The organism is Flavobacterium macacae (assembly GCF_003865365.1).
Classification (GTDB): Bacteria; Bacteroidota; Bacteroidia; order Flavobacteriales; family Flavobacteriaceae; genus Flavobacterium; species Flavobacterium macacae.
The window spans coordinates 1-18,690 of sequence record NZ_RQVR01000004.1; the positions used below are offsets into that span (position 1 = coordinate 1).

Annotated in this window: 21 protein-coding genes; 8 read left to right on the plus strand and 13 right to left on the minus strand. The window is 36.6% G+C overall.

Annotation, left to right across the window (positions count from 1 at the left end):
• The coding region (locus tag EG849_RS04465; protein WP_199732252.1) for a transposase at positions 1-195 on the minus strand (195 nt) is incomplete at its 3' end.
• A gap of 687 nt (positions 196-882) precedes the next feature.
• Between EG849_RS04465 and EG849_RS04470 the strand changes: the two genes are divergently transcribed.
• From EG849_RS04470 to EG849_RS04490, 5 genes are all read left to right on the plus strand, one after another.
• Positions 883-1,350, plus strand: a complete 468-nt coding sequence (locus EG849_RS04470) for a MarR family winged helix-turn-helix transcriptional regulator (RefSeq protein WP_125011891.1) — start codon at positions 883-885, stop codon at positions 1,348-1,350.
• Between the two features lie 4 nt (positions 1,351-1,354).
• Entirely contained in the window at positions 1,355-3,745 is a 2,391-nt protein-coding gene (locus EG849_RS04475) for a 3-hydroxyacyl-CoA dehydrogenase/enoyl-CoA hydratase family protein (protein ID WP_125011892.1), read from the plus strand.
• 97 nt (positions 3,746-3,842) lie between these two features.
• Positions 3,843-5,027 carry an acetyl-CoA C-acyltransferase gene (locus EG849_RS04480; RefSeq protein ID WP_125012080.1) on the plus strand — a complete coding sequence of 395 codons (1,185 nt, stop codon included), beginning with the start codon at positions 3,843-3,845 and terminating at the stop codon, positions 5,025-5,027.
• A 34-nt stretch (positions 5,028-5,061) separates the two neighbouring features.
• Positions 5,062-5,418, plus strand: a complete 357-nt coding sequence (locus EG849_RS04485; RefSeq protein WP_125011893.1) for a four helix bundle protein — start codon at positions 5,062-5,064, stop codon at positions 5,416-5,418.
• 51 nt (positions 5,419-5,469) lie between these two features.
• Positions 5,470-7,275: an acyl-CoA dehydrogenase family protein gene (locus tag EG849_RS04490; protein ID WP_125011894.1), complete on the plus strand. Its 1,806-nt coding sequence runs from the start codon at positions 5,470-5,472 to the stop codon at positions 7,273-7,275.
• Between the two features lie 77 nt (positions 7,276-7,352).
• Here EG849_RS04490 and EG849_RS04495 read toward each other — a convergent pair whose 3' ends face one another.
• The 4 genes from EG849_RS04495 to EG849_RS04510 form a co-directional block, all read right to left on the minus strand.
• Complete coding sequence (locus tag EG849_RS04495; RefSeq protein WP_125011895.1) at positions 7,353-7,523, minus strand: lmo0937 family membrane protein; 171 nt, start codon at positions 7,521-7,523, stop codon at positions 7,353-7,355.
• A 34-nt stretch (positions 7,524-7,557) separates the two neighbouring features.
• On the minus strand, positions 7,558-8,154 hold the full coding sequence (locus tag EG849_RS04500) for a DUF4142 domain-containing protein (RefSeq protein WP_125011896.1): 597 nt from the start codon (positions 8,152-8,154) through the stop codon (positions 7,558-7,560).
• A 135-nt stretch (positions 8,155-8,289) separates the two neighbouring features.
• Entirely contained in the window at positions 8,290-8,448 is a 159-nt protein-coding gene (locus EG849_RS04505) for a lmo0937 family membrane protein (protein WP_125011897.1), read from the minus strand.
• 8 nt (positions 8,449-8,456) lie between these two features.
• Positions 8,457-9,050, minus strand: coding sequence for a DUF4142 domain-containing protein (locus EG849_RS04510; RefSeq protein WP_125011898.1), 594 nt, complete (start codon positions 9,048-9,050; stop codon positions 8,457-8,459).
• Positions 9,051-9,377: 327 nt separating this feature from the next.
• Here EG849_RS04510 and EG849_RS04515 point away from each other — a divergent pair, with 327 nt between their 5' ends.
• Positions 9,378-10,580 (plus strand): LETM1-related biofilm-associated protein, encoded by a 1,203-nt coding sequence (locus EG849_RS04515; protein ID WP_125012081.1) that lies wholly within the window; start codon positions 9,378-9,380, stop codon positions 10,578-10,580.
• Positions 10,581-10,610: 30 nt separating this feature from the next.
• On the opposite strand, the gene can is transcribed toward EG849_RS04515, so the two are convergent.
• The 4 genes from can to EG849_RS04535 form a co-directional block, all read right to left on the minus strand.
• A complete protein-coding gene (can, locus tag EG849_RS04520; RefSeq protein WP_125011899.1) occupies positions 10,611-11,246 on the minus strand; it encodes a carbonate dehydratase in 636 nt (211 codons plus the stop codon).
• 43 nt (positions 11,247-11,289) lie between these two features.
• Positions 11,290-12,963 carry a SulP family inorganic anion transporter gene (locus EG849_RS04525; RefSeq protein WP_125011900.1) on the minus strand — a complete coding sequence of 558 codons (1,674 nt, stop codon included), beginning with the start codon at positions 12,961-12,963 and terminating at the stop codon, positions 11,290-11,292.
• A 90-nt stretch (positions 12,964-13,053) separates the two neighbouring features.
• Entirely contained in the window at positions 13,054-13,344 is a 291-nt protein-coding gene (locus EG849_RS04530; RefSeq protein WP_125011901.1) for a hypothetical protein, read from the minus strand.
• Between the two features lie 141 nt (positions 13,345-13,485).
• Positions 13,486-13,965 carry a Dps family protein gene (locus EG849_RS04535; RefSeq protein ID WP_125011902.1) on the minus strand — a complete coding sequence of 160 codons (480 nt, stop codon included), beginning with the start codon at positions 13,963-13,965 and terminating at the stop codon, positions 13,486-13,488.
• A gap of 104 nt (positions 13,966-14,069) precedes the next feature.
• Between EG849_RS04535 and EG849_RS04540 the strand changes: the two genes are divergently transcribed.
• Positions 14,070-15,014, plus strand: coding sequence for a LysR substrate-binding domain-containing protein (locus tag EG849_RS04540; RefSeq protein ID WP_125011903.1), 945 nt, complete (start codon positions 14,070-14,072; stop codon positions 15,012-15,014).
• A 167-nt stretch (positions 15,015-15,181) separates the two neighbouring features.
• Here EG849_RS04540 and EG849_RS04545 read toward each other — a convergent pair whose 3' ends face one another.
• The 4 genes from EG849_RS04545 to EG849_RS04560 form a co-directional block, all read right to left on the minus strand.
• Positions 15,182-15,379 (minus strand): hypothetical protein, encoded by a 198-nt coding sequence (locus EG849_RS04545; RefSeq protein WP_125011904.1) that lies wholly within the window; start codon positions 15,377-15,379, stop codon positions 15,182-15,184.
• Between the two features lie 142 nt (positions 15,380-15,521).
• Positions 15,522-16,184: a tRNA (5-methylaminomethyl-2-thiouridine)(34)-methyltransferase MnmD gene (mnmD, locus tag EG849_RS04550; protein ID WP_125011905.1), complete on the minus strand. Its 663-nt coding sequence runs from the start codon at positions 16,182-16,184 to the stop codon at positions 15,522-15,524.
• A 19-nt stretch (positions 16,185-16,203) separates the two neighbouring features.
• Positions 16,204-16,659, minus strand: a complete 456-nt coding sequence (locus tag EG849_RS04555) for a hypothetical protein (RefSeq protein ID WP_125011906.1) — start codon at positions 16,657-16,659, stop codon at positions 16,204-16,206.
• Positions 16,659-17,315 carry a DUF4920 domain-containing protein gene (locus EG849_RS04560; protein ID WP_233581747.1) on the minus strand — a complete coding sequence of 219 codons (657 nt, stop codon included), beginning with the start codon at positions 17,313-17,315 and terminating at the stop codon, positions 16,659-16,661. The genes EG849_RS04555 and EG849_RS04560 overlap by 1 nt, the downstream gene beginning before the upstream one ends.
• Positions 17,316-17,598: 283 nt before the next feature.
• Here EG849_RS04560 and EG849_RS04565 point away from each other — a divergent pair, with 283 nt between their 5' ends.
• Positions 17,599-18,666, plus strand: coding sequence for a branched-chain amino acid aminotransferase (locus EG849_RS04565; protein WP_125011907.1), 1,068 nt, complete (start codon positions 17,599-17,601; stop codon positions 18,664-18,666).
• Positions 18,667-18,690 lie beyond the last annotated feature (24 nt).

Sequence of the window (18,690 nt, forward strand, 5' to 3'; positions counted from 1 at the left end):
AAAAATAAGATGCAAATGATTGGTCATGATACACCAAGCATGCACTTCCATTCCCTTATTGTTCTGGCAAAATTCTAAACTTTCCAATACTAAATCCTTGTACTCGCTGCGGGTAAAAACATCCAGCCACCCAACCACGGCAAAACTAACAAAATAGAGTCCTTCGGGATTATGGAATTTATAATTTCTACTCATTTTTTAATTCAAATATAATAAAAGGCATTCTTTTTTAATGACCGGATAGTAGAAAATATAGTCACCACGTGAAGGGATTCGCGCGGTAGCGGGGGTGTATAGTTGTTGTAGGATTAAAAATTAGAGTTGTATAACTATATCAGGATTTATTCATTAATCTGTATAGCTAAATTAGGACGGGACAATAGTTATTTTAGGACGGGTCACATTCCCAGATGCTCCCTATCCGAGGTATAGATAGTGCATGGCGAGTGTATGAAAACAATTATGTAAAATACAAAATCCTTCATCTAAAATCTAAAACCGCGATGGCGCGGATTTGCACCCGACGCGCCAGCCGAACTGACGAAGGACTCCGGGCCCGCAATCTTTTTAAAACAAATGCTGCATAGTGATGCGCCCGCAAAAAAAGGCTCCCGCAGGTATAAAATCTATAAATTTGAAAGACTGGTTCTTGGTTTTGGCGGATGGCCAAAAGGTAATGCCACCAGAAGGCTTACAGCAAAGAATCAAAGAGAATTTTAAAAAGGCATTTTGCCAATAAATTTGATTTAATCGTTTAATTTCCTTATTTTTATTGAAGGCTTCTCATTTTTTGGGAAGCTTTTTTTAGTTTAACATAAAAATAACCCCAATCTAGTATGCGTGCATAATATTTTTCCCTATATTTGAAATAACTAAAAACACATGAAAGACAAAACGATAGACTATATTCTGAGAGCGACCTGGCAGGCTGTCGCAAGAATGTATAACGAAGAAGCCGCTAAATATGGCGCAACAATGTCCACCGGATTCGCATTGTTGAGCCTTGACAAAGATAAAGGTTCTCCCTCCACCACCTTGGGTCCAAAAATGGGAATGGAAGCCACGAGCTTGACCAGAACCCTAAAATCAATGGAAGACAAAGGCTTGATTACCCGAAAAAAAAATCCGGTTGACGGACGGGGCGTTTTGATCAACTTGACCAAATTTGGGAAAGAGAAAAGAGAATTGTCAAAAAACACGGTTTTAAAATTCAACGAAACGATAAAAGAACACATCTCAGAAGAGAAATTACAGCATTTTATTGAAGTGGCAGAAACCATCAACAACCTGATTGCTGAAAAGAAAATCTTTTTTGAGGATGACAAATTGATACAAACAACAAACAAATAATAGAATGAAACGACTGATTAAAAAAGTTGCTGTCATTGGTTCGGGAATTATGGGGTCGGGCATTGCCTGTCATTTTGCAAATATCGGTGTAGAAGTGTTGCTTCTGGATATTGTGCCTCGTGAACTCACCGATGCCGAACAGAAAAAAGGATTGACATTAGAAAGCAAAGTGGTTCGAAACAGAGTGGTCAGCGAGCATTTGGCGAATGCCTTGAAATCGAAGCCCTCGCCTATTTACCACCCCAAATTTGCCAACCGGATTACAACAGGAAACACGACAGATGATTTGGCTGAAATTGCCAATGTCGATTGGATTATCGAAGTGGTAATCGAAAGATTGGACATCAAGAAGCAAGTCTTTGAACAGATTGAAAAATACAGGAAGCCGGGTACACTGATCACTTCCAACACCTCCGGAATCCCGATCCACTTCATGAGCGAAGGCAGAAGCGAAGACTTCCAAAAGCATTTCTGCGGCACGCACTTCTTTAATCCGGCACGTTACCTAAAATTATTCGAAATCATTCCAGGGCCAAATACGGCAACAGAAGTAGTAGATTTCTTGAATGAATACGGAGAAAAGTTCTTGGGAAAGACTTCGGTCGTAGCCAAAGATACTCCGGCATTCATCGGAAACCGCATCGGTATTTTCGGAATCATGAGTATGTTTCACCAAGTCAAGGAAATGGGCTTGACAATTGAAGAAGTCGATAAATTGACCGGACCTGTTATTGGCCGTCCAAAATCGGCTACGTTCAGGACCGTTGACGTGGTTGGATTGGATACTTTGGTACACGTTGCCAGCGGAATCTATGAAAACTGCCCAGAAGACGAAGCGCACGAATTGTTTAAGCTCCCGGATTTCATCAGCAAAATGATGGAAAACAAATGGCTGGGAAGCAAAACCGGACAAGGTTTTTATAAAAAAGTAGACAAAGACATCTTGTCGTTAGATTTAGATACATTAGAATACAGAAGCGCTAAAAAAACATCTTTTGCGACGTTAGAGCTGACAAAAACCATCGATAAACCCATCGACCGTTTCAAGGTGTTGGTAAAAGGAACAGACAAAGCGGGAGAATTCTACAGAAAAAACTTCACAGGAATGTTCGCTTATGTAGCCAACAGAGTTCCTGAAATTACTGAAGATTTATACAAGATTGACGATGCGATGAAAGCCGGTTTCGGATGGGAAAATGGCCCGTTTGAAATCTGGGATGCTATCGGTGTTGAAAAAGGAATCGAATTGATGAAAGCCGAAAATCTAGAACCTGCAACTTGGGTTACAGATATGCTGGCTTCTGGAAATAAATCTTTTTATACCATTAAAGACGGAGCGTCTTATTATTATGATATCGCATCAAAATCTCAGAAGAAAATTCCGGGACAAGATTCGTTTATCATTTTGAATAATATCCGCGAAAGCAAAAAAGTTTGGAGTAATTCTGGTGCTGTAATCACTGATTTAGGTGACGGAATCTTAAACTTAGAATTCCAATCGAAAATGAATACCATCGGAGGCGATGTATTGCAAGGCATCAACAAAGCCATCGACTTGGCCGAAAAAGAACATGCAGGTTTGGTTATCGGTAATCAAGCCGCCAATTTCTCTGTGGGAGCCAACATCGGAATGATTTTTATGATGGCAGTCGAGCAAGAGTATGACGAATTAAATATGGCCATCAAAATGTTCCAAGATACCATGATGCGTGTTCGCTATTCTGGAATTCCAGTTGTAGTCGCTCCTCACGGAATGACTTTGGGTGGCGGTTGCGAAATGAGTATGCACGCTGACAAAGTAGTAGCTGCTGCGGAAACGTATATTGGTTTGGTAGAATTTGGTGTCGGCGTTATTCCTGGTGGCGGAGGTTCTAAAGAAATGACTTTGAGAGCATCGGATCTATTCCGTAAAAATGACGTGGAATTAAATGTATTGCAAGAATATTTCTTGACTGTAGCAATGGCAAAAGTGTCGACTGCTGCACACGAAGCCTTCGATTTAGGAATTCTACAGCACGGAAAAGATATCGTGGTCATCAACAAAGACAGACAGATTGCGGAAGCTAAAAAGCAAGCATTAATCTTGGCAGAAGCTGGATATACACAGCCTATCAGAAGAAAAGATGTAAAAGTTTTAGGAAAGCAAGCCTTGGGAATGTTCTTGGTTGGAACCGACCAAATGCAAGCAGGAAGTTACATCTCTGAACACGATAAGAAAATTGCAAACAAGCTGGCGTATGTTATGGCCGGTGGCGATTTATCAGAAGCGACTTTAGTCACAGAACAATATTTATTGGATTTGGAAAGAGAAGCGTTCTTGAGTTTATGTACGGAAAGAAAGACTTTGGAGCGAATTCAATTTATGTTGACAAAAGGAAAACCACTTCGTAATTAATTATTTTAAATTATAAATGATGAATTTTAAATGGTTCACCATATCGTTTAAAAGACAGTGATTTTAATTTATAATTTATAATTCAAAATTTAAAATGATGAACAAGACAGCATACATAGTAAAAGCATACAGGACGGCCGTTGGGAAAGCGCCAAAAGGAGTATTCAGATTCAAGCGTCCCGACGAATTGGCAGCAGAAACCATTCAGTACATGATGAAGGAACTGCCTGATTTTGACAAGAAAAGAATTGACGACGTGATGGTCGGAAATGCAATGCCAGAAGCCGAACAGGGTTTGAATGTGGCGCGCTTGATTTCCTTGATGGGATTAAAAATCGATGACGTTCCGGGTGTTACCGTGAACAGATATTGTGCTTCAGGATTGGAAACTATCGCTATGGCAACCGCAAAAATCCAATCAGGAATGGCAGATTGCATTATTGCCGGCGGTGCCGAAAGCATGAGTTTTATTCCGATGGGCGGTTATAAACCTACTCCAGATTATGCCGTTGCCAAAGAAGGCCACGAAGATTATTATTGGGGAATGGGATTGACTGCCGAAGCCGTTGCCAAACAATTCAATGTTTCGCGTGAAGACCAAGATAAATTCGCTTTCCATTCGCATCAAAAAGCATTGAAAGCGCAAGCAGAAGGTAAATTCGACAAGCAGATTGTTCCGATTACGGTGGAGCAGACCTACATCGATGAAAACGGAAAAAAGGCAACAAAATCGTATGTGGTAAACAAAGACGAAGGCCCGAGAGCGGATACCAATTTAGAAGCATTGGCAAAACTAAGACCTGTTTTTGCCGCGGATGGAAGCGTTACTGCCGGAAGTTCGTCTCAAATGAGTGACGGTGCCGCTTTTGTAATGGTAATGTCGGAAGAAATGGTCAAAGAATTAAACTTGGAACCCATTGCCAGAATGGTAAGCTATGCTGCCGCAGGAGTTGAACCAAGAATTATGGGGATCGGCCCAGTGAAAGCAATTCCGAAAGCATTGAAACAAGCTGGAATGTCGCTAAATGATATGGAGTTATTCGAATTAAACGAAGCGTTTGCATCGCAATCGTTGGCGGTAATTAGAGAATTAGGAATCAATCCAGATATCGTGAATGTAAATGGCGGAGCAATTGCTTTGGGTCATCCTCTTGGTTGTACGGGAGCGAAACTTTCAGTGCAATTATTCGACGAAATGAAACGCAGGGGAAACAAATACGGAATTGTAACGATGTGTGTGGGAACAGGTCAAGGAGCCGCTGGGGTTTATGAAATTTTTTAAAATTATTTTAAATGATGAATTTTAAATTTTAAAGGTGAAGAACGATAACTTAATAGCAGTTAAGACTTTCGAATTTTCTCTTACTATAATCCAATTATTTGTGGAATTAAAAAGAGAAAACGAATATATTATTTCTAAGCAGGTTTTAAGATCATCAACAAGTATTGGAGCAAATGTGGAAGAAGCAATTGCAGCACAATCAAAGAGAGATTTTATAAATAAAATGTCCATTGCATCAAAAGAAGCAAGAGAAACGAAGTATTGGTTAAGATTATTAGACAAATCAGAACTAACAAAAATACCAATTACAACTTATTTAATAGAAATCGAACACATCATCAATATCATAACCAAAATAATAAAGACATCCCATGAGTCGATTACAAAGTAATTTAAAATTTATAATTCAAAATTTATAATTCAAAATTTAAAATAATATCAAATGGCTGATACAATCGAAAAACAGGTTACGCGAGGAGGTCAATTCCTTGTAAAAGAAACAAAAAGCGAAGACATTTTTACTCCAGAAGATTTTTCGGAGGAGCAATTGATGATGAAGCAAATGGTAAAGGAATTTGTAGACAAAGAAATCTGGCCGAACAAAAACCGCTTTGAAAACAAAGATTACGCTTTCACGGAAGAATGCATGAAAAAAGCAGGCGAATTGGGACTTCTTGGAGTTGCCGTTCCGGAAGAATATGGCGGATTGGGAATGGGATTTGTCTCCACGATGCTGGTTTGCGATTATATTTCGGGCGCGACAGGTTCGTTTTCAACCGCTTTTGGAGCACATACCGGAATCGGCACCATGCCAATTACCTTATACGGAACGGAAGAACAAAAGAAAAAATACGTACCGAAACTCGCTTCTGGCGAATGGTTCGGAGCCTATTGCTTGACAGAACCGGGAGCGGGATCGGATGCCAATTCAGGGAAAACAAAAGCCGTTTTATCAGAAGACGGAACGCATTATAAAATCACAGGACAAAAAATGTGGATTTCTAATGCCGGTTTCTGTAGCGTTTTTATTGTTTTTGCACGAATTGGTGATGATAAAAACATCACGGGCTTCATCGTAGAAAATGATCCTGCAAACGGAATTTCGATGAATGAAGAAGAACATAAATTAGGAATCCGCGCCTCTTCTACTCGTCAGGTTTTCTTTAGCGATACAAAAGTTCCTGTTGAAAACATGCTTTCTGAAAGAGGAAACGGTTTCAAAATTGCCATGAATGCATTGAATGTAGGCCGTATCAAATTAGGTGCCGCCTGTTTAGATGCACAACGACGTGTGACTTCGGGAGCTGTAAAATATGCTAATGAAAGGATCCAGTTCAATACGCCGATCGCTAATTTTGGAGCGATTCGTTCTAAGATTGCAGAAATGGCCGCTTCGTGCTATGCAGGAGAAAGCGCGGCGTATCGTGCTGCCAAAAATGTGGAAGAACGAATCGATGCACGAGTTGCAGCCGGTGAAAGCCACCAAGATGCTGAATTGAAAGGCGTTGAGGAATTTGCCATTGAGTGCTCCATCTTAAAAGTAGCGATTTCTGAAGATATTCAGAATTGTGCCGACGAAGGAATTCAAATTTTAGGAGGAATGGGATTCTCTGAAGATACCCCGATGGAAAGTGCCTGGAGAGATGCGAGAATCGCCAGAATTTATGAGGGAACAAACGAAATCAACCGCATGCTTTCTGTTGGAATGTTAGTTAAAAAAGCAATGAAAGGCCATGTCGATTTATTAGGACCTGCAATGAAAGTGCAAGAAGAATTGATGGGAATCCCTGATTTTAACACGCCTGATTATTCTGAACTGTTTGCAGAAGAAAAAGAAATCTTGGGCAAGTTGAAAAAAGTGTTCTTGATGGTAGCCGGTGGCGCTGTTCAAAAATACGGACCCGAATTAGACAGCCACCAACAGTTATTGATGGCCGCTTCTGATATCTTGATTGAAATTTATATGGCAGAATCGGTGATTTTGAGAACCGAGAAACTGGCTAAATCAAAAGGAGCTGAAAATGTAAAAGAGCAGATCGCCATGGCACAATTGTATTTATACAAAGCGGTTGACATCGTAAATTTAAAAGGAAAAGAAGGAATTGCTTCTTTTTCTGAAGGCGATGAACAGCGCATGATGCTAATGGGATTGAAACGCTTTACAAAATACACCAATCTTCCAAATGTGGTGGCTTTGAGCGAAACGATTGCTTCAAAATTAATTGAAGAAAATGAATATTGCTTTTAACCAAAAGCTTTAACCAATAAAAAACCGCTGATTTCTCAGCGGTTTTTTTGTTTTTAGTGCAATTTTATTTCTTTTTCTTATAACGGCTTTCTACCCGAAATAACTCTTAGCAATACAATGATAATTGCAATTACTAATAAAATGTGGATTAATCCTCCTGTTGCGATTCCTGCTCCAAGAACTCCGAAGAATCCTAATGCCCAAATAATGACTAGAATCACTGCGATTGTATAAAGTAAATTTCCCATAATTGTTTGTATTTAATGATTGGTTATTGGTTTATTATTTTCTTGATTTTGAAATCAAATTGTTGATCATATCAAAATGACCTTGCAAGTCGACTACTTTTTTATCCAGCCAGGCTTTCACTTCTGGATCTTTAACTTTTGAAGCTTCTCCTTGATACTTTTGAATCGCATCTCTGTGAGAAGTAATTGCTTTGTCAATATATTCAACATCAAATTCTTGACCTTTCTTTTTATCCAAGGCCTCAACTTGAGACATTCCGTCAGCTGTCAAAGTCGTCGGAACCGAAATTCCTCTTTCCTTAGTTGCTTCACTTAACTCTTTTAATGAAGCAGTATGCCCTTCAGCAATTTTCTTTGCTAAATTTTTAACGTCAGGAGAAACAGCTCTTTTTTGGGCAAGAACAGCCAATTCTTTTTGCGCCAATTCAAATTCGGCTAAATCAATGAATACTTTTGAATTGTCCTCTGCTTCGTTTAGCACTACTTTTGCATTCTCGACAGCAGTTTCGTTTTGTTCTTCTGCCACTTCTTTTGAATCTACCGTAGCAGTTTCATTTTTACAAGATGTGAATGCGATGGATGCGAATAAAGCAGTTGCTAACAATGATTTTCTGAATGGTACTTTTTTCATAATTCTGTTTTTTACTGGATTAGAATTTATTAATTGTTTAGAATTTTAAATTTACCGCTTGCCTTTAAAAAACATCTTACAGAATTAATATAAAAAATTACAGCATTTAGGAAACCTATTATTAAATCATTTTATCTAAAGTGGTTTTCTTCCTTGAATAACTCTCAAAAGCACCACTATGACTGCGATTACTAATAAAATATGAATTAAGCCACTGGCAACAAAGCCTCCTAAAAATCCGATGGCCCAAATGATAACTAAAATAACTGCGATTGTGTAAAGTAAATTTCCCATAATTAAGTTTATTTGATATTAAGTTTTATTGCCAAAGCTTCTGTTGCTTTGTGATGTTCCGTCAGCGAAGTGACTTTTCTTTCTAAAAATGCTTTTACCTCAACGTCAGCAGTCTTTTGAGCTTCTTTTGAAAATTCATCAATTGCATTTTTGTGATCTTTTAAAACCTCTCTCAAATAGTCTCTGTCAAAATTTTTAGGCGCTACTTTCTTAAGATCCTCATATTCTTTTTGTCCATCTTCAGTAATGGCGGTTGGCACTGAAATATTTCTAGTTTTTGATAATCCGGTTAGGTCTTTGTACGATTCATCGTGATGCGTTTCCATCATTTTACCTAAAGCTTTTACCTCCGAATTAATCCCATTTACTTGAGCTAATTTTCCTAATTCTCTTTGTGTCAAATCAAATTCAGAGACATCAACAAGTGTTTCGGCAATTTCTTCTGCTCTTTCAACTTCCTCAAATTTTGCTTCGTTTTCTTCTTCTGCAACCTCTTTCGGATCTACAGGTTTAGCTTCCTGCTTGCAAGAAATGCTACCTAATGAAAGAGAGACAACTCCGATTCCTAAAAGGGCTTTTCCGAATAATTGGGGCTTTTTCATAACTAATTGTTTTTGGATTGGTATACAATTTTTAGTTTTATCTAAATTACTATCTTACAACAATTTTCTTCTTACAGAATTAGCCTTTTATGTTATACGATTGACAAACAATAAATTAGTAGGTATTTTAAACTTTACCAAAAAGAAAAATTATATCTCCTTATTCTCTTCTCCTTGAACCGGATCCGAAATGATTTGTACAATAACTATGTTAAAAGGGGTTATTGACTTTATAGTAATTTAGATTTGTGATCTCTTTTTTAAGAAATTGATTCTTGTTTTAAAATTGATAATAAATAACATAGCTTTGCACCACAAATTTGAATGATGATAAACCCTTCGGCACACGGCTGGATTGCCAAGTTTTTTGCAGAACAAAAGCATCTGCAACTTCCTGTTGTGGGCTATGCGCTTGAATTTTATAGCAGTACGCGAGCAACCGGCTTTATTTATGGACATGTGGTTTCTTTTGACACGCCACTGCCCATTGACACCAAAGGCTGGATATCGGAAGAATTTTCAAAAGTCGCCTTGCTGAATACTTTGTATGGCGTTTATGGCTTAATTACCCACGAAACAAATCAGGCTGATTTTATATCAAAAGCGATTCTTTTTTACAAAGAAATGAGTCCGAAAGGATTTAATTTACTGGATAAAATGTTGCCTGGAAACGCTCCTTCCATTGAACTTGAAAAAATGATTGGAGAACGGGTGCAAACCAATGAAGGAATTATTGGCAAAAACTTCTCGCATATTTTAACCAATGCATTGCTTTTTGTAGATGTTTTAGCCTTCAGGCAATATTTAGCCAAGGGTTCTATTCCGAATAATTACTTAAAAAAATTAGAAGAAACGATTGTAAGCATTGTAAGTTTAGCTTTGAAAACCAAATCAAAAAAGTCAGATTATGATGATTTGTTGATCAAATTATTTGAAGCTTCTGTTCGCTATACCAAATTTTCAAAGGTGGAAGTTCAAGATGTAGAAGTTTTGCAGTTGGATTATTTCACCTCGCAATTGGAAAAATTATACCTCATTGACATGGCCGGAATGGCGCTTTGGAACGATCTTGAAATGGAGAAAAACGAAGCTTCCTTTTTATACCAGATGGCTAAAATAATGGATATTCCTGATCATTTTGTTACTGAAAGCATTGCTTCTACCGATGAATTTATCAATAAATATAAAAAGAGAATTCCTTATTTTAATTACTCGAATCCGGTTAAGCATTTTTATGACCAAACGACGCAAAATGTAAAAACGTTGATCTCAAGGAACAAAACACGATTGGCTAAAGAGTTAGCCAACAACGGCGATTTGGTACTTTTGCTGACGCATTCCACGCACCGAAGTTTAGATGCAAAAGAAAAGAAAAAAGTCAAAAAGCAATTATTGGAAATCTGTAAAACAATTCCGTCGCTGACAATTTTTCTTTTGCCGGGAGGAAGCTTATTGCTTCCGATATTAATCAAATTCATCCCGCAAATTTTACCTTCTACGTTTAATGAAAACCTTGAAAAAGACGAATAAAAAAAGCCTCAATTAAGAGGCTTTTTGTTTTTAGAATTTCAATTGGTAAACCGTATCTAAATCTTCGTTACTGCTAAGATTTACTTCAAGATCTTTAACCAGTCCATTATTCAATCTATAAACCCATCCGTGCAAGTTCAAATTTTGACCATTTTTCCAGGCTCCTTGTACGATCGAAGTTTTTGCCAAATCCAATACATTTTCTTTCACATTCAATTCTACAAACGCATCAAATCTTTCTTTTTCATCAATAATTGAATTCAAATAATTGTGGTGGTGCCTGTAAACGTTTTTGATATGGCGAATCCAGTTGTCAATCAACCCGATTGAAGAATTTCCCATGGCCGCTTTTACGCCGCCGCAACCGTAATGGCCGCAGACAATAACGTGCTGTACTTTTAAAACATTGACGGCATAATCCAAAACGCTCAACATATTCATATCTGAATGCACCACCATATTGGCGATGTTTCTGTGAACAAAAACTTCACCCGGCTGTGCGCCGATAACTTCATTTGCAGGAACACGGCTGTCTGAACATCCAATCCACAGCAATGGCGGTGCTTGGCCTTCGGCTAATCTTTCAAAATATTCTGGGTCATTGTCAATTTTTGATTTTACCCAATTTCTATTTCCGTCTAATATTTTTTTATAAAAATCGCTCATTTTCTTAATTTAAAATTGTCTTACGTTGAGTCGTAAAATTTGTTTATTTATTATTTCTTTTTTCTTCAATCAAACTGACACACTTGTCGTAGTCAATTTTTGTTTGTTTTCTTAATCTTGCCTCTTCATAATTTTCAAAGAAAACGTGGTTTCCGCTTTCTTCCACATCTTCTAAATCATAAGCTTTTTTAAAACCTTTTAACTTCACTTTTATATTTTCTTCTTCAGCGCGAACCGTTGCAAATTCCTGAATCAAATCTAAAACGTCGTGCGCAATATAAACGGTATCAGAAGCGTTAATAACAACTCTCGAATTCTCTGGAATTTCTGATAAAGTCGTTTTAATTGCAGCCTTGTTTAAAAATGAAACTTCTTGAGCCAAGTCAATTCGAATCACATCACCTTCTTCAAATTTTTCTTTTCTAAAACGGTAAGCTCTTTTTAAGTTTCCTCTTAAAACAAACAAGATACTTATGACGATTCCCAATGCAACTCCTTGTAACAAGTCAAGAAACACCACTGCTAATAAAGTAGCGATAAAGGGGATAAATTGATATTTTCCTTTGTGCCAAAAGTGCATAATTACAGCAGGTTTGGCTAATTTATATCCAACCAGAAGCAAAACCGCCGCTAATGTTGCCAAAGGAATTTTATTCAAAAGAAATGGAATTGAAAGAATACTAATTAATAAAAGTACCCCGTGAATTATGGCAGACATTTTGGTCTTTGCGCCAGCATTTGCATTCGCAGAAGAGCGTACAACAACTGAAGTCATTGGCAGACCGCCTAATAAGGAACTTATGATATTACCAATTCCTTGTGCTTTTAATTCGACATTTGTGTCCGTATATCTTTTTTGAACATCCATCCTGTCAGATGCTTCAATACAGAGCAATGTTTCTATAGAAGCCACAATAGCAATAGTTGCTCCGACAGTCCAAACTTTAATATTGGCAAAACCCGAAAAATTTGGCGTGACAATAATATTTTTAAAATCTTCCCAAGTTTTTGGTACTGGAAGATTTACCAGATGTTCATTTGAAATAGCTAAACTGCTTCCTGAAGAAATGAAAATTTCATTTAAAACAATTCCCACAATTACAGCAACCAAAGCTCCTGGGACTAATTTAAGCCTTTTCAAAAAACCGATCTTATCCCAAGAAATCAATATTGCTATAGAAATAAGGGTGATTAAAATCGCACCAATTTGAACATGATTAAAAGAATCTACTATCGAATCAAAAGCATTCCCATTTTTTTCTACGAAAGCTTCGTCTCCTTCAAAGTCTTTATCATACCCGACGGCATGCGGAATTTGCTTTAAAATAATTATAACGCCAATACCAGCAAGCATTCCTTCGATAACATTGGTTGGAAAATAATTGGAGATGCTTCCTGCTTTGATAAAACCTAAAATTAATTGAATAATTCCGGCAATCAAGCCAGCAGTAAGAAATATGTCAAAAGCTTTAAGGTCAGTAATTGCTGTTAAAACAATCGCCGTCAAACCTGCAGCTGGGCCAGAAACACTAATATTTGAACGACTAAGAGTCCCAACAACGATACCACCAATAATTCCTGATATAATTCCTGATAAAGGCGGTGCGCCCGAAGCGAGAGCAATTCCCAGACATAGCGGGAGTGCTACCAAAAAAACCACTAAACCAGACGGAAAGTCAGATTTAAGGTTGGCAAAAAGATTTGTTTTTTTTGTCATAATACCGATAAAATTTAATACAAAGTGTTAAGCCACATTACAATTAATGCAGACTAGGATTTTGAGCTGTTCAAAATCTAAAATTGTGTATTAAACCTGTTCGGGAGGAGGGGAGAAAATGGTTGAAGCCGCATTATCGTACTTCAAAGTGTGTTGCGAAATGATCAAGCTGGATGAACTTGCCTTATAATTTGAGAAAATTATAAAATCATTAAATTTAAATTCCGCTTGAAGTTCTTTTGCTGTATTGGTGTGTTGTTCTTCTTCTGACATGCTGTAAATCATAGAAGTGTCTACATCTTTCTTAATCAAGCCTACAACAGTGGGCGTGACAAGAAAAGTCATAAACATTACTAAAACTACTTTAACAACAAATTTCATAGGGGCAAAAATAGTTATAAACCACTTTACACAAAAATAATTGATTTTTTTTTAATCAAAATTTAACACCAAACAATAATGCACTGATTTTGACCTATAATCATTGCATTATTGCTGATCATGTTATAAAAAAAGCCCTAATTAGATTTTTTCTTCTAACCAAGCTTTCATCATCCAGATGGTTTTTTCTTGTTCTGTAATAAAATCACTCATCATCGAGTTGGTTCCTTCATCATTAATATCGCCCGCTTTTACCAAGATTTCGCGCTCAATTTTCAGTAGGTCTGACAGCGAAGTGACAATCAAATGGACCGCCTCTTCATCAACAGAAATATTTTTGCCTACTTTCAATTTATTATTTTTAATATAATCTTCAAAGGTATGCAAAGGCCTTCCTCCGATGGTAAGCACTCTTTCAGCAATCAAGTCAATTTTCAATTGGGAATCGTTATACAGTTCCTCAAACTTTACATGCAGGTCAAAAAATCTTTTTCCACGGATATTCCAGTGAATTCCTCTTAAATTTTGATAGTAAACCTGAAAGCTTGAAAGCAATACATTTAAATCATTTGCAATTTCTTCTGTTTCTTTAACGGGCAGTCCTAAAATATTAGTTTTCATTTTTGTGTTTTTTAAATAGAGATATAAAGTTATAAAATTTCAAACGGTTTGCTCATAAATAAATCTTATAATTATCTATATTTGCATCACAAAATACTATACAAATGACAATCACCCAATTATATTATGTTTTGGCCGTTGCTGAAAATAAAAACTTCACGCTTGCCGCAGAAAAATGCTTCGTTACCCAGCCCACACTGAGCATGCAGATTCAAAAATTAGAAGATGAGCTCGGAATATTGATTTTTGACCGAAGCAAAAAACCCATCCAATTAACTGAAATTGGGCATAAGATTGTCAACCAAGCAAAAAATATTGTCAATGAATCGGGACGAATTCAAGATATTGTAGACCAACAGAAAGGGTTTATTGGAGGCGAATTCAAGCTAGGAATTATTCCAACAATCATGCCCACGCTTTTACCCATGTTTTTAAGTAATTTCATAAAGAAATATCCAAAAATAAAATTGGTAATTGAAGAACACAATACCGAAGAAATGATAACGCTGTTAAAAAACGGACACTTGGATGCTGCGATTGCTGCCACGCCGTTAGAAGATGAAAAAATCAAGGAAATCGTTTTGTACTATGAACCATTTGTTGCTTATTTCCCTGAAAACCATCATAGCTTCCAAAAAGAAGAAATTGAAGTGGGAGATATTGATGTAGAAAACTTATTGCTTTTGCAAGACGGACATTGTTTTAGGGACGGAATCCTGAATCTTTGTAAAAATACTAATAATTCGGAAAGCTCTATATTTCAAATTGAAAGCGGCAGTTTTGAAATGCTGATCAAATTGGCGGATGAAGGCTTGGGAACCACGCTGCTTCCCTATCTGCATACCTTGGATTTAAAAGAGAAGGACAAAGTAAAATTACGCCATTTTAAAGACCCAAAGCCATCAAGAGAAGTCAGCTTGATTTTTCCAAAAAGCGAGCTTAAAATCCATATAATCGATGCCCTGAGACAGGTAATTGCCGGAGTGGTGAAAGGCGCCATTGTTTTTCAGAATGTTCAAATTATCAGTCCGCTTTCTAAGAAACCATAAATTCCTCCACCCCAAATTTCCAAGATTTTTTTTAAAAGTAAACGTTGCGAATGTAGCGCATTCGATTCAATGTAAAGTCTTTGGTATTTTTGTGGAACTGATTATAGCACATATTTAAAATCTGAATTTAAGACATGAAAAAGGAGCTATTTAGGCTCCTTCTTTTTTTATTTGTTAACTATAATCAAACACTGTTTTAATTCTGGTTTTTCGATAGTATAGCTCAAAAGCCATTCTGTCAACTGCTCAATTTCATAAGGAAGCAAACTTTTAAATGCTTTCTCTAACTCTTTACAAAACAATAAAGGGTCAAAACTCACTCTTTCAAGGATAGATTTTGTGAAAGCAAACATTGGTCTTGTCATAGTGATTAAATTAAATTTGGGGTTACTAATTCTTGTTGAACGTTTAGTAAATTTAGTCTTTTAATTAATACGCTTTCATAAAAAAACGTTAATAACAATACTATACTTTCTTAATTAACATTTTTACTGAAAGATACACAAATTATAACTTTCTCGCTCTCAGCATTTCACGCTTTCCAGGGGGGCCCGCTAATTTTTCAACTTCAAAACCTGCATCTTTCATTGCATTTTTGATAGAACTCCGGCAAGCGTACGTTACCAATATTCCTTGTGGCTTCAACGCTTGATGCATTATTTGGAAAATTTCTAAAGACCATAATTCAGGCTGGACCCTAAATCCGAAGGCATCGAAATAAATCAAGTCATATTTTTCATGATCGGCAATTTCTTGGAACTTCTTACTTTGTTTTTCCAAAGTAACTTGCGTGTCTAAGACCACGCTTTCATTCCATGCGGCTTCGTGCATTTTCAGAAAAACCGCAGCTTCAGAATCCGCTTCCAATTCAGAAACATAATTCATTTTCAACGCGTCTTCTTCAGAAACAGGAAAAGCTTCCACGCCTGTGTAATTGATCTTTTGTCCTGATTTTTTGGCTTCTAAATACGTTATAAAAGCGTTTAATCCGGTTCCGAAACCAATCTCTAAAATAGAAACGGACTCGCCTTGAAATAAGGAAAGTCCGTTTTTTATAAATACGTGTTTTGCTTCTTGGATAGCGCCAAATTTTGAATGATAGGTTTCATTCCAATCTGGCAACAAGATGGACGTTGAGCCATCTTTTGTTTGAATAATTTCTCTTTTCATTTATTATTTTTCAGAATAACTATTCTATAAAAAGCTTTTTAATCCTTGGAATCGGCCCCGCGCATTTCACCTGGTGGCAAGAAATGCAGGCAGCAACACCGGTATTAAAATGTTCTTTGGCATTCTTGGGATCTTCATAAATCAGCTTTTGCGAATTGATAAAAACCGCAGCCTGTTCTTTAAAAAAAGCATCGTTTTCTGATTCGTCTGTCATGGCAGACTTGTGGATTTTTAAAAAATGTGACGGAAATTGGCCAATCGTATCTCCTTTTTTAATGCGTTCCTTTAATCGCTGGTTGTCCACGTACATTTGTTCCATCAACGACGCCATTTCTGACATTTCATACATCTCAAATTCCTTTGATTCTGTCGCTTTTTCAGTTACTTCTTTTTTAGCAACGGGCACTGCTTCTTCCTTTTTATTACAACTTGAAAGTAATAATATTGAGAAAAAAGTTAAAATTAAATTTTTCATTATTTGCTGATTAAAACACCATCCGCTTGAAAGCCGTAAGTGAATTTTGGTTTGGTAATTTTATCAATTTCTGCTTGAGATTTTCCAGCATCTTTTTCATAATGTTGCAATTCAGCAACAGAAATTTCGTTTACAAAAGCTTTTCCGCTAACGATTGCTTCTGAATTGTCAGCATTTAACGGTACGAAAAAACCATAATCTTTAAATTTTACAAAAGATTCTGTATTTCCTGCTAAATCCATTTTCATCCAACATCCTTTTTTCTTGCAGACAGAATTGATTTTAGATTTGAATTTTACTGCAATCGTATCGCCTTTTTTCAATGTTTTGTATTTTGCCAACATCTGTTCTTTTGTCAATGCTTTGTCAGCCAAAATTTTATCTCCAAAAGAAGCATATGCTACTTTCAGCTCTTTTGCCGATGTAACTTCAATTTCTTTTTTATCTTCGCCCACCAATTTTACCTCTTCTGCCCTAACATCTTTTACTTCCATTCCAGTGCCGTCTTGATCTGTCAAGGCAACAGTATCTTGGGCAACTGATATCGTATCCGAAGGCATTTCGATAGTTGTTTCATCAACATTTACTTCTTTGCTTTTATCAGCGCAGCTCGCCAAAACAAGTAAGGAACAAGCTACAACATATATATTCTTCATAATTTAAAATTGGTTTTTAGATTACAAAAATAAGAGAATATTCAAAATCAGAGCCATTCTGCCTAATAAATTTTAAATTCTATTGACAATCCTATATTTTTTTTTTACTTATTTCATTAAATTTAGAAAAATGGCAATTCTTAAGAAGATATTTGGCTTTTTAAGCACATTTTTTCCAAATTTTCTTAATTTAGCAAAATCAAGGATTATTAAATACAACCAACTATTATTTTTAGTCAATTCATTGATTATAAATAAATTACAAAACCAAACTTCAAATTAAATGGATAGTATTAAGCGTAACGAAATCGATATAGTTAAAATTGGAGCTTCAAAAATAAACGAAGTCGATTTTGAAAACCTTGCCTTTGGAAATATCTTCACGGATCACATGCTGGTATGTGATTTTAAAGATGGAAACTGGCAAAAACCGACAATCAAACCTTATGAACCTTTTTTAATCGATCCTTCTGCAAAGGTTTTTCACTATGGCCAAGCTATTTTTGAAGGAATGAAGGCTTATAAAGATGAGGATGATGCTGTTTGGCTCTTTAGGCCTGATGAAAACTTTAAAAGATTCAATGCCTCTGCAAAAAGAATGGCGATGCCTGAAGTTCCTGAAGATATCTTTTTAGGAGGCTTGAATGAGATTTTGAAAATTGAAAAAGAATGGGTCAAAAAAGGAAAAGGAAACTCTTTATACATTCGTCCGTTTATGATTGCTGTTGGAACCGGCGTTGTTGCCGCTCCCTCGTCACATTACCGTTTCATGATTATCCTTTCTCCTGCAAAATCCTATTATTCAGGTGAAGTAAAAGTGGTTATCGCTGAACATTTCAGCCGTGCTGCAAATGGCGGGATTGGTGCTGCCAAAGCCGCTGGAAATTATGCTGCGCAGTTCTATCCTACAAAATTGGCAAATGAAGAAGGTTTCCAGCAGATTATCTGGACAGATGATGCTACGCATACAAAATTAGAAGAAGCAGGAACGATGAATGTTTTCTTCAGGATTAATGACACTCTATTTACTGCACCAACCAGCGAAAGAATTTTGGATGGAGTTACCCGAAAAAGCTTGATTGCTATCGCTGAAAGAGATGGAATTGATATTAAAGTACAATCTGTTTTGGTTTCTGAATTATTGGAAGCAGCCAAAAACGGAAGCTTAAAAGAGATTTTCGGAGCCGGAACGGCAGCTGTTGTCAACCCAATTGTTGGGTTTTCATATAAAGATGATTATTTTGAACTTCCTAAAATTGAAAACTCAATGGCATCACAATTAAAAGACAATTTGACAAACATTCAATACAAGTTGGCAGAAGATACTTTTGGCTGGACCGTAAAAATTTAAGGCTGAATAATTAAGATTTCACTA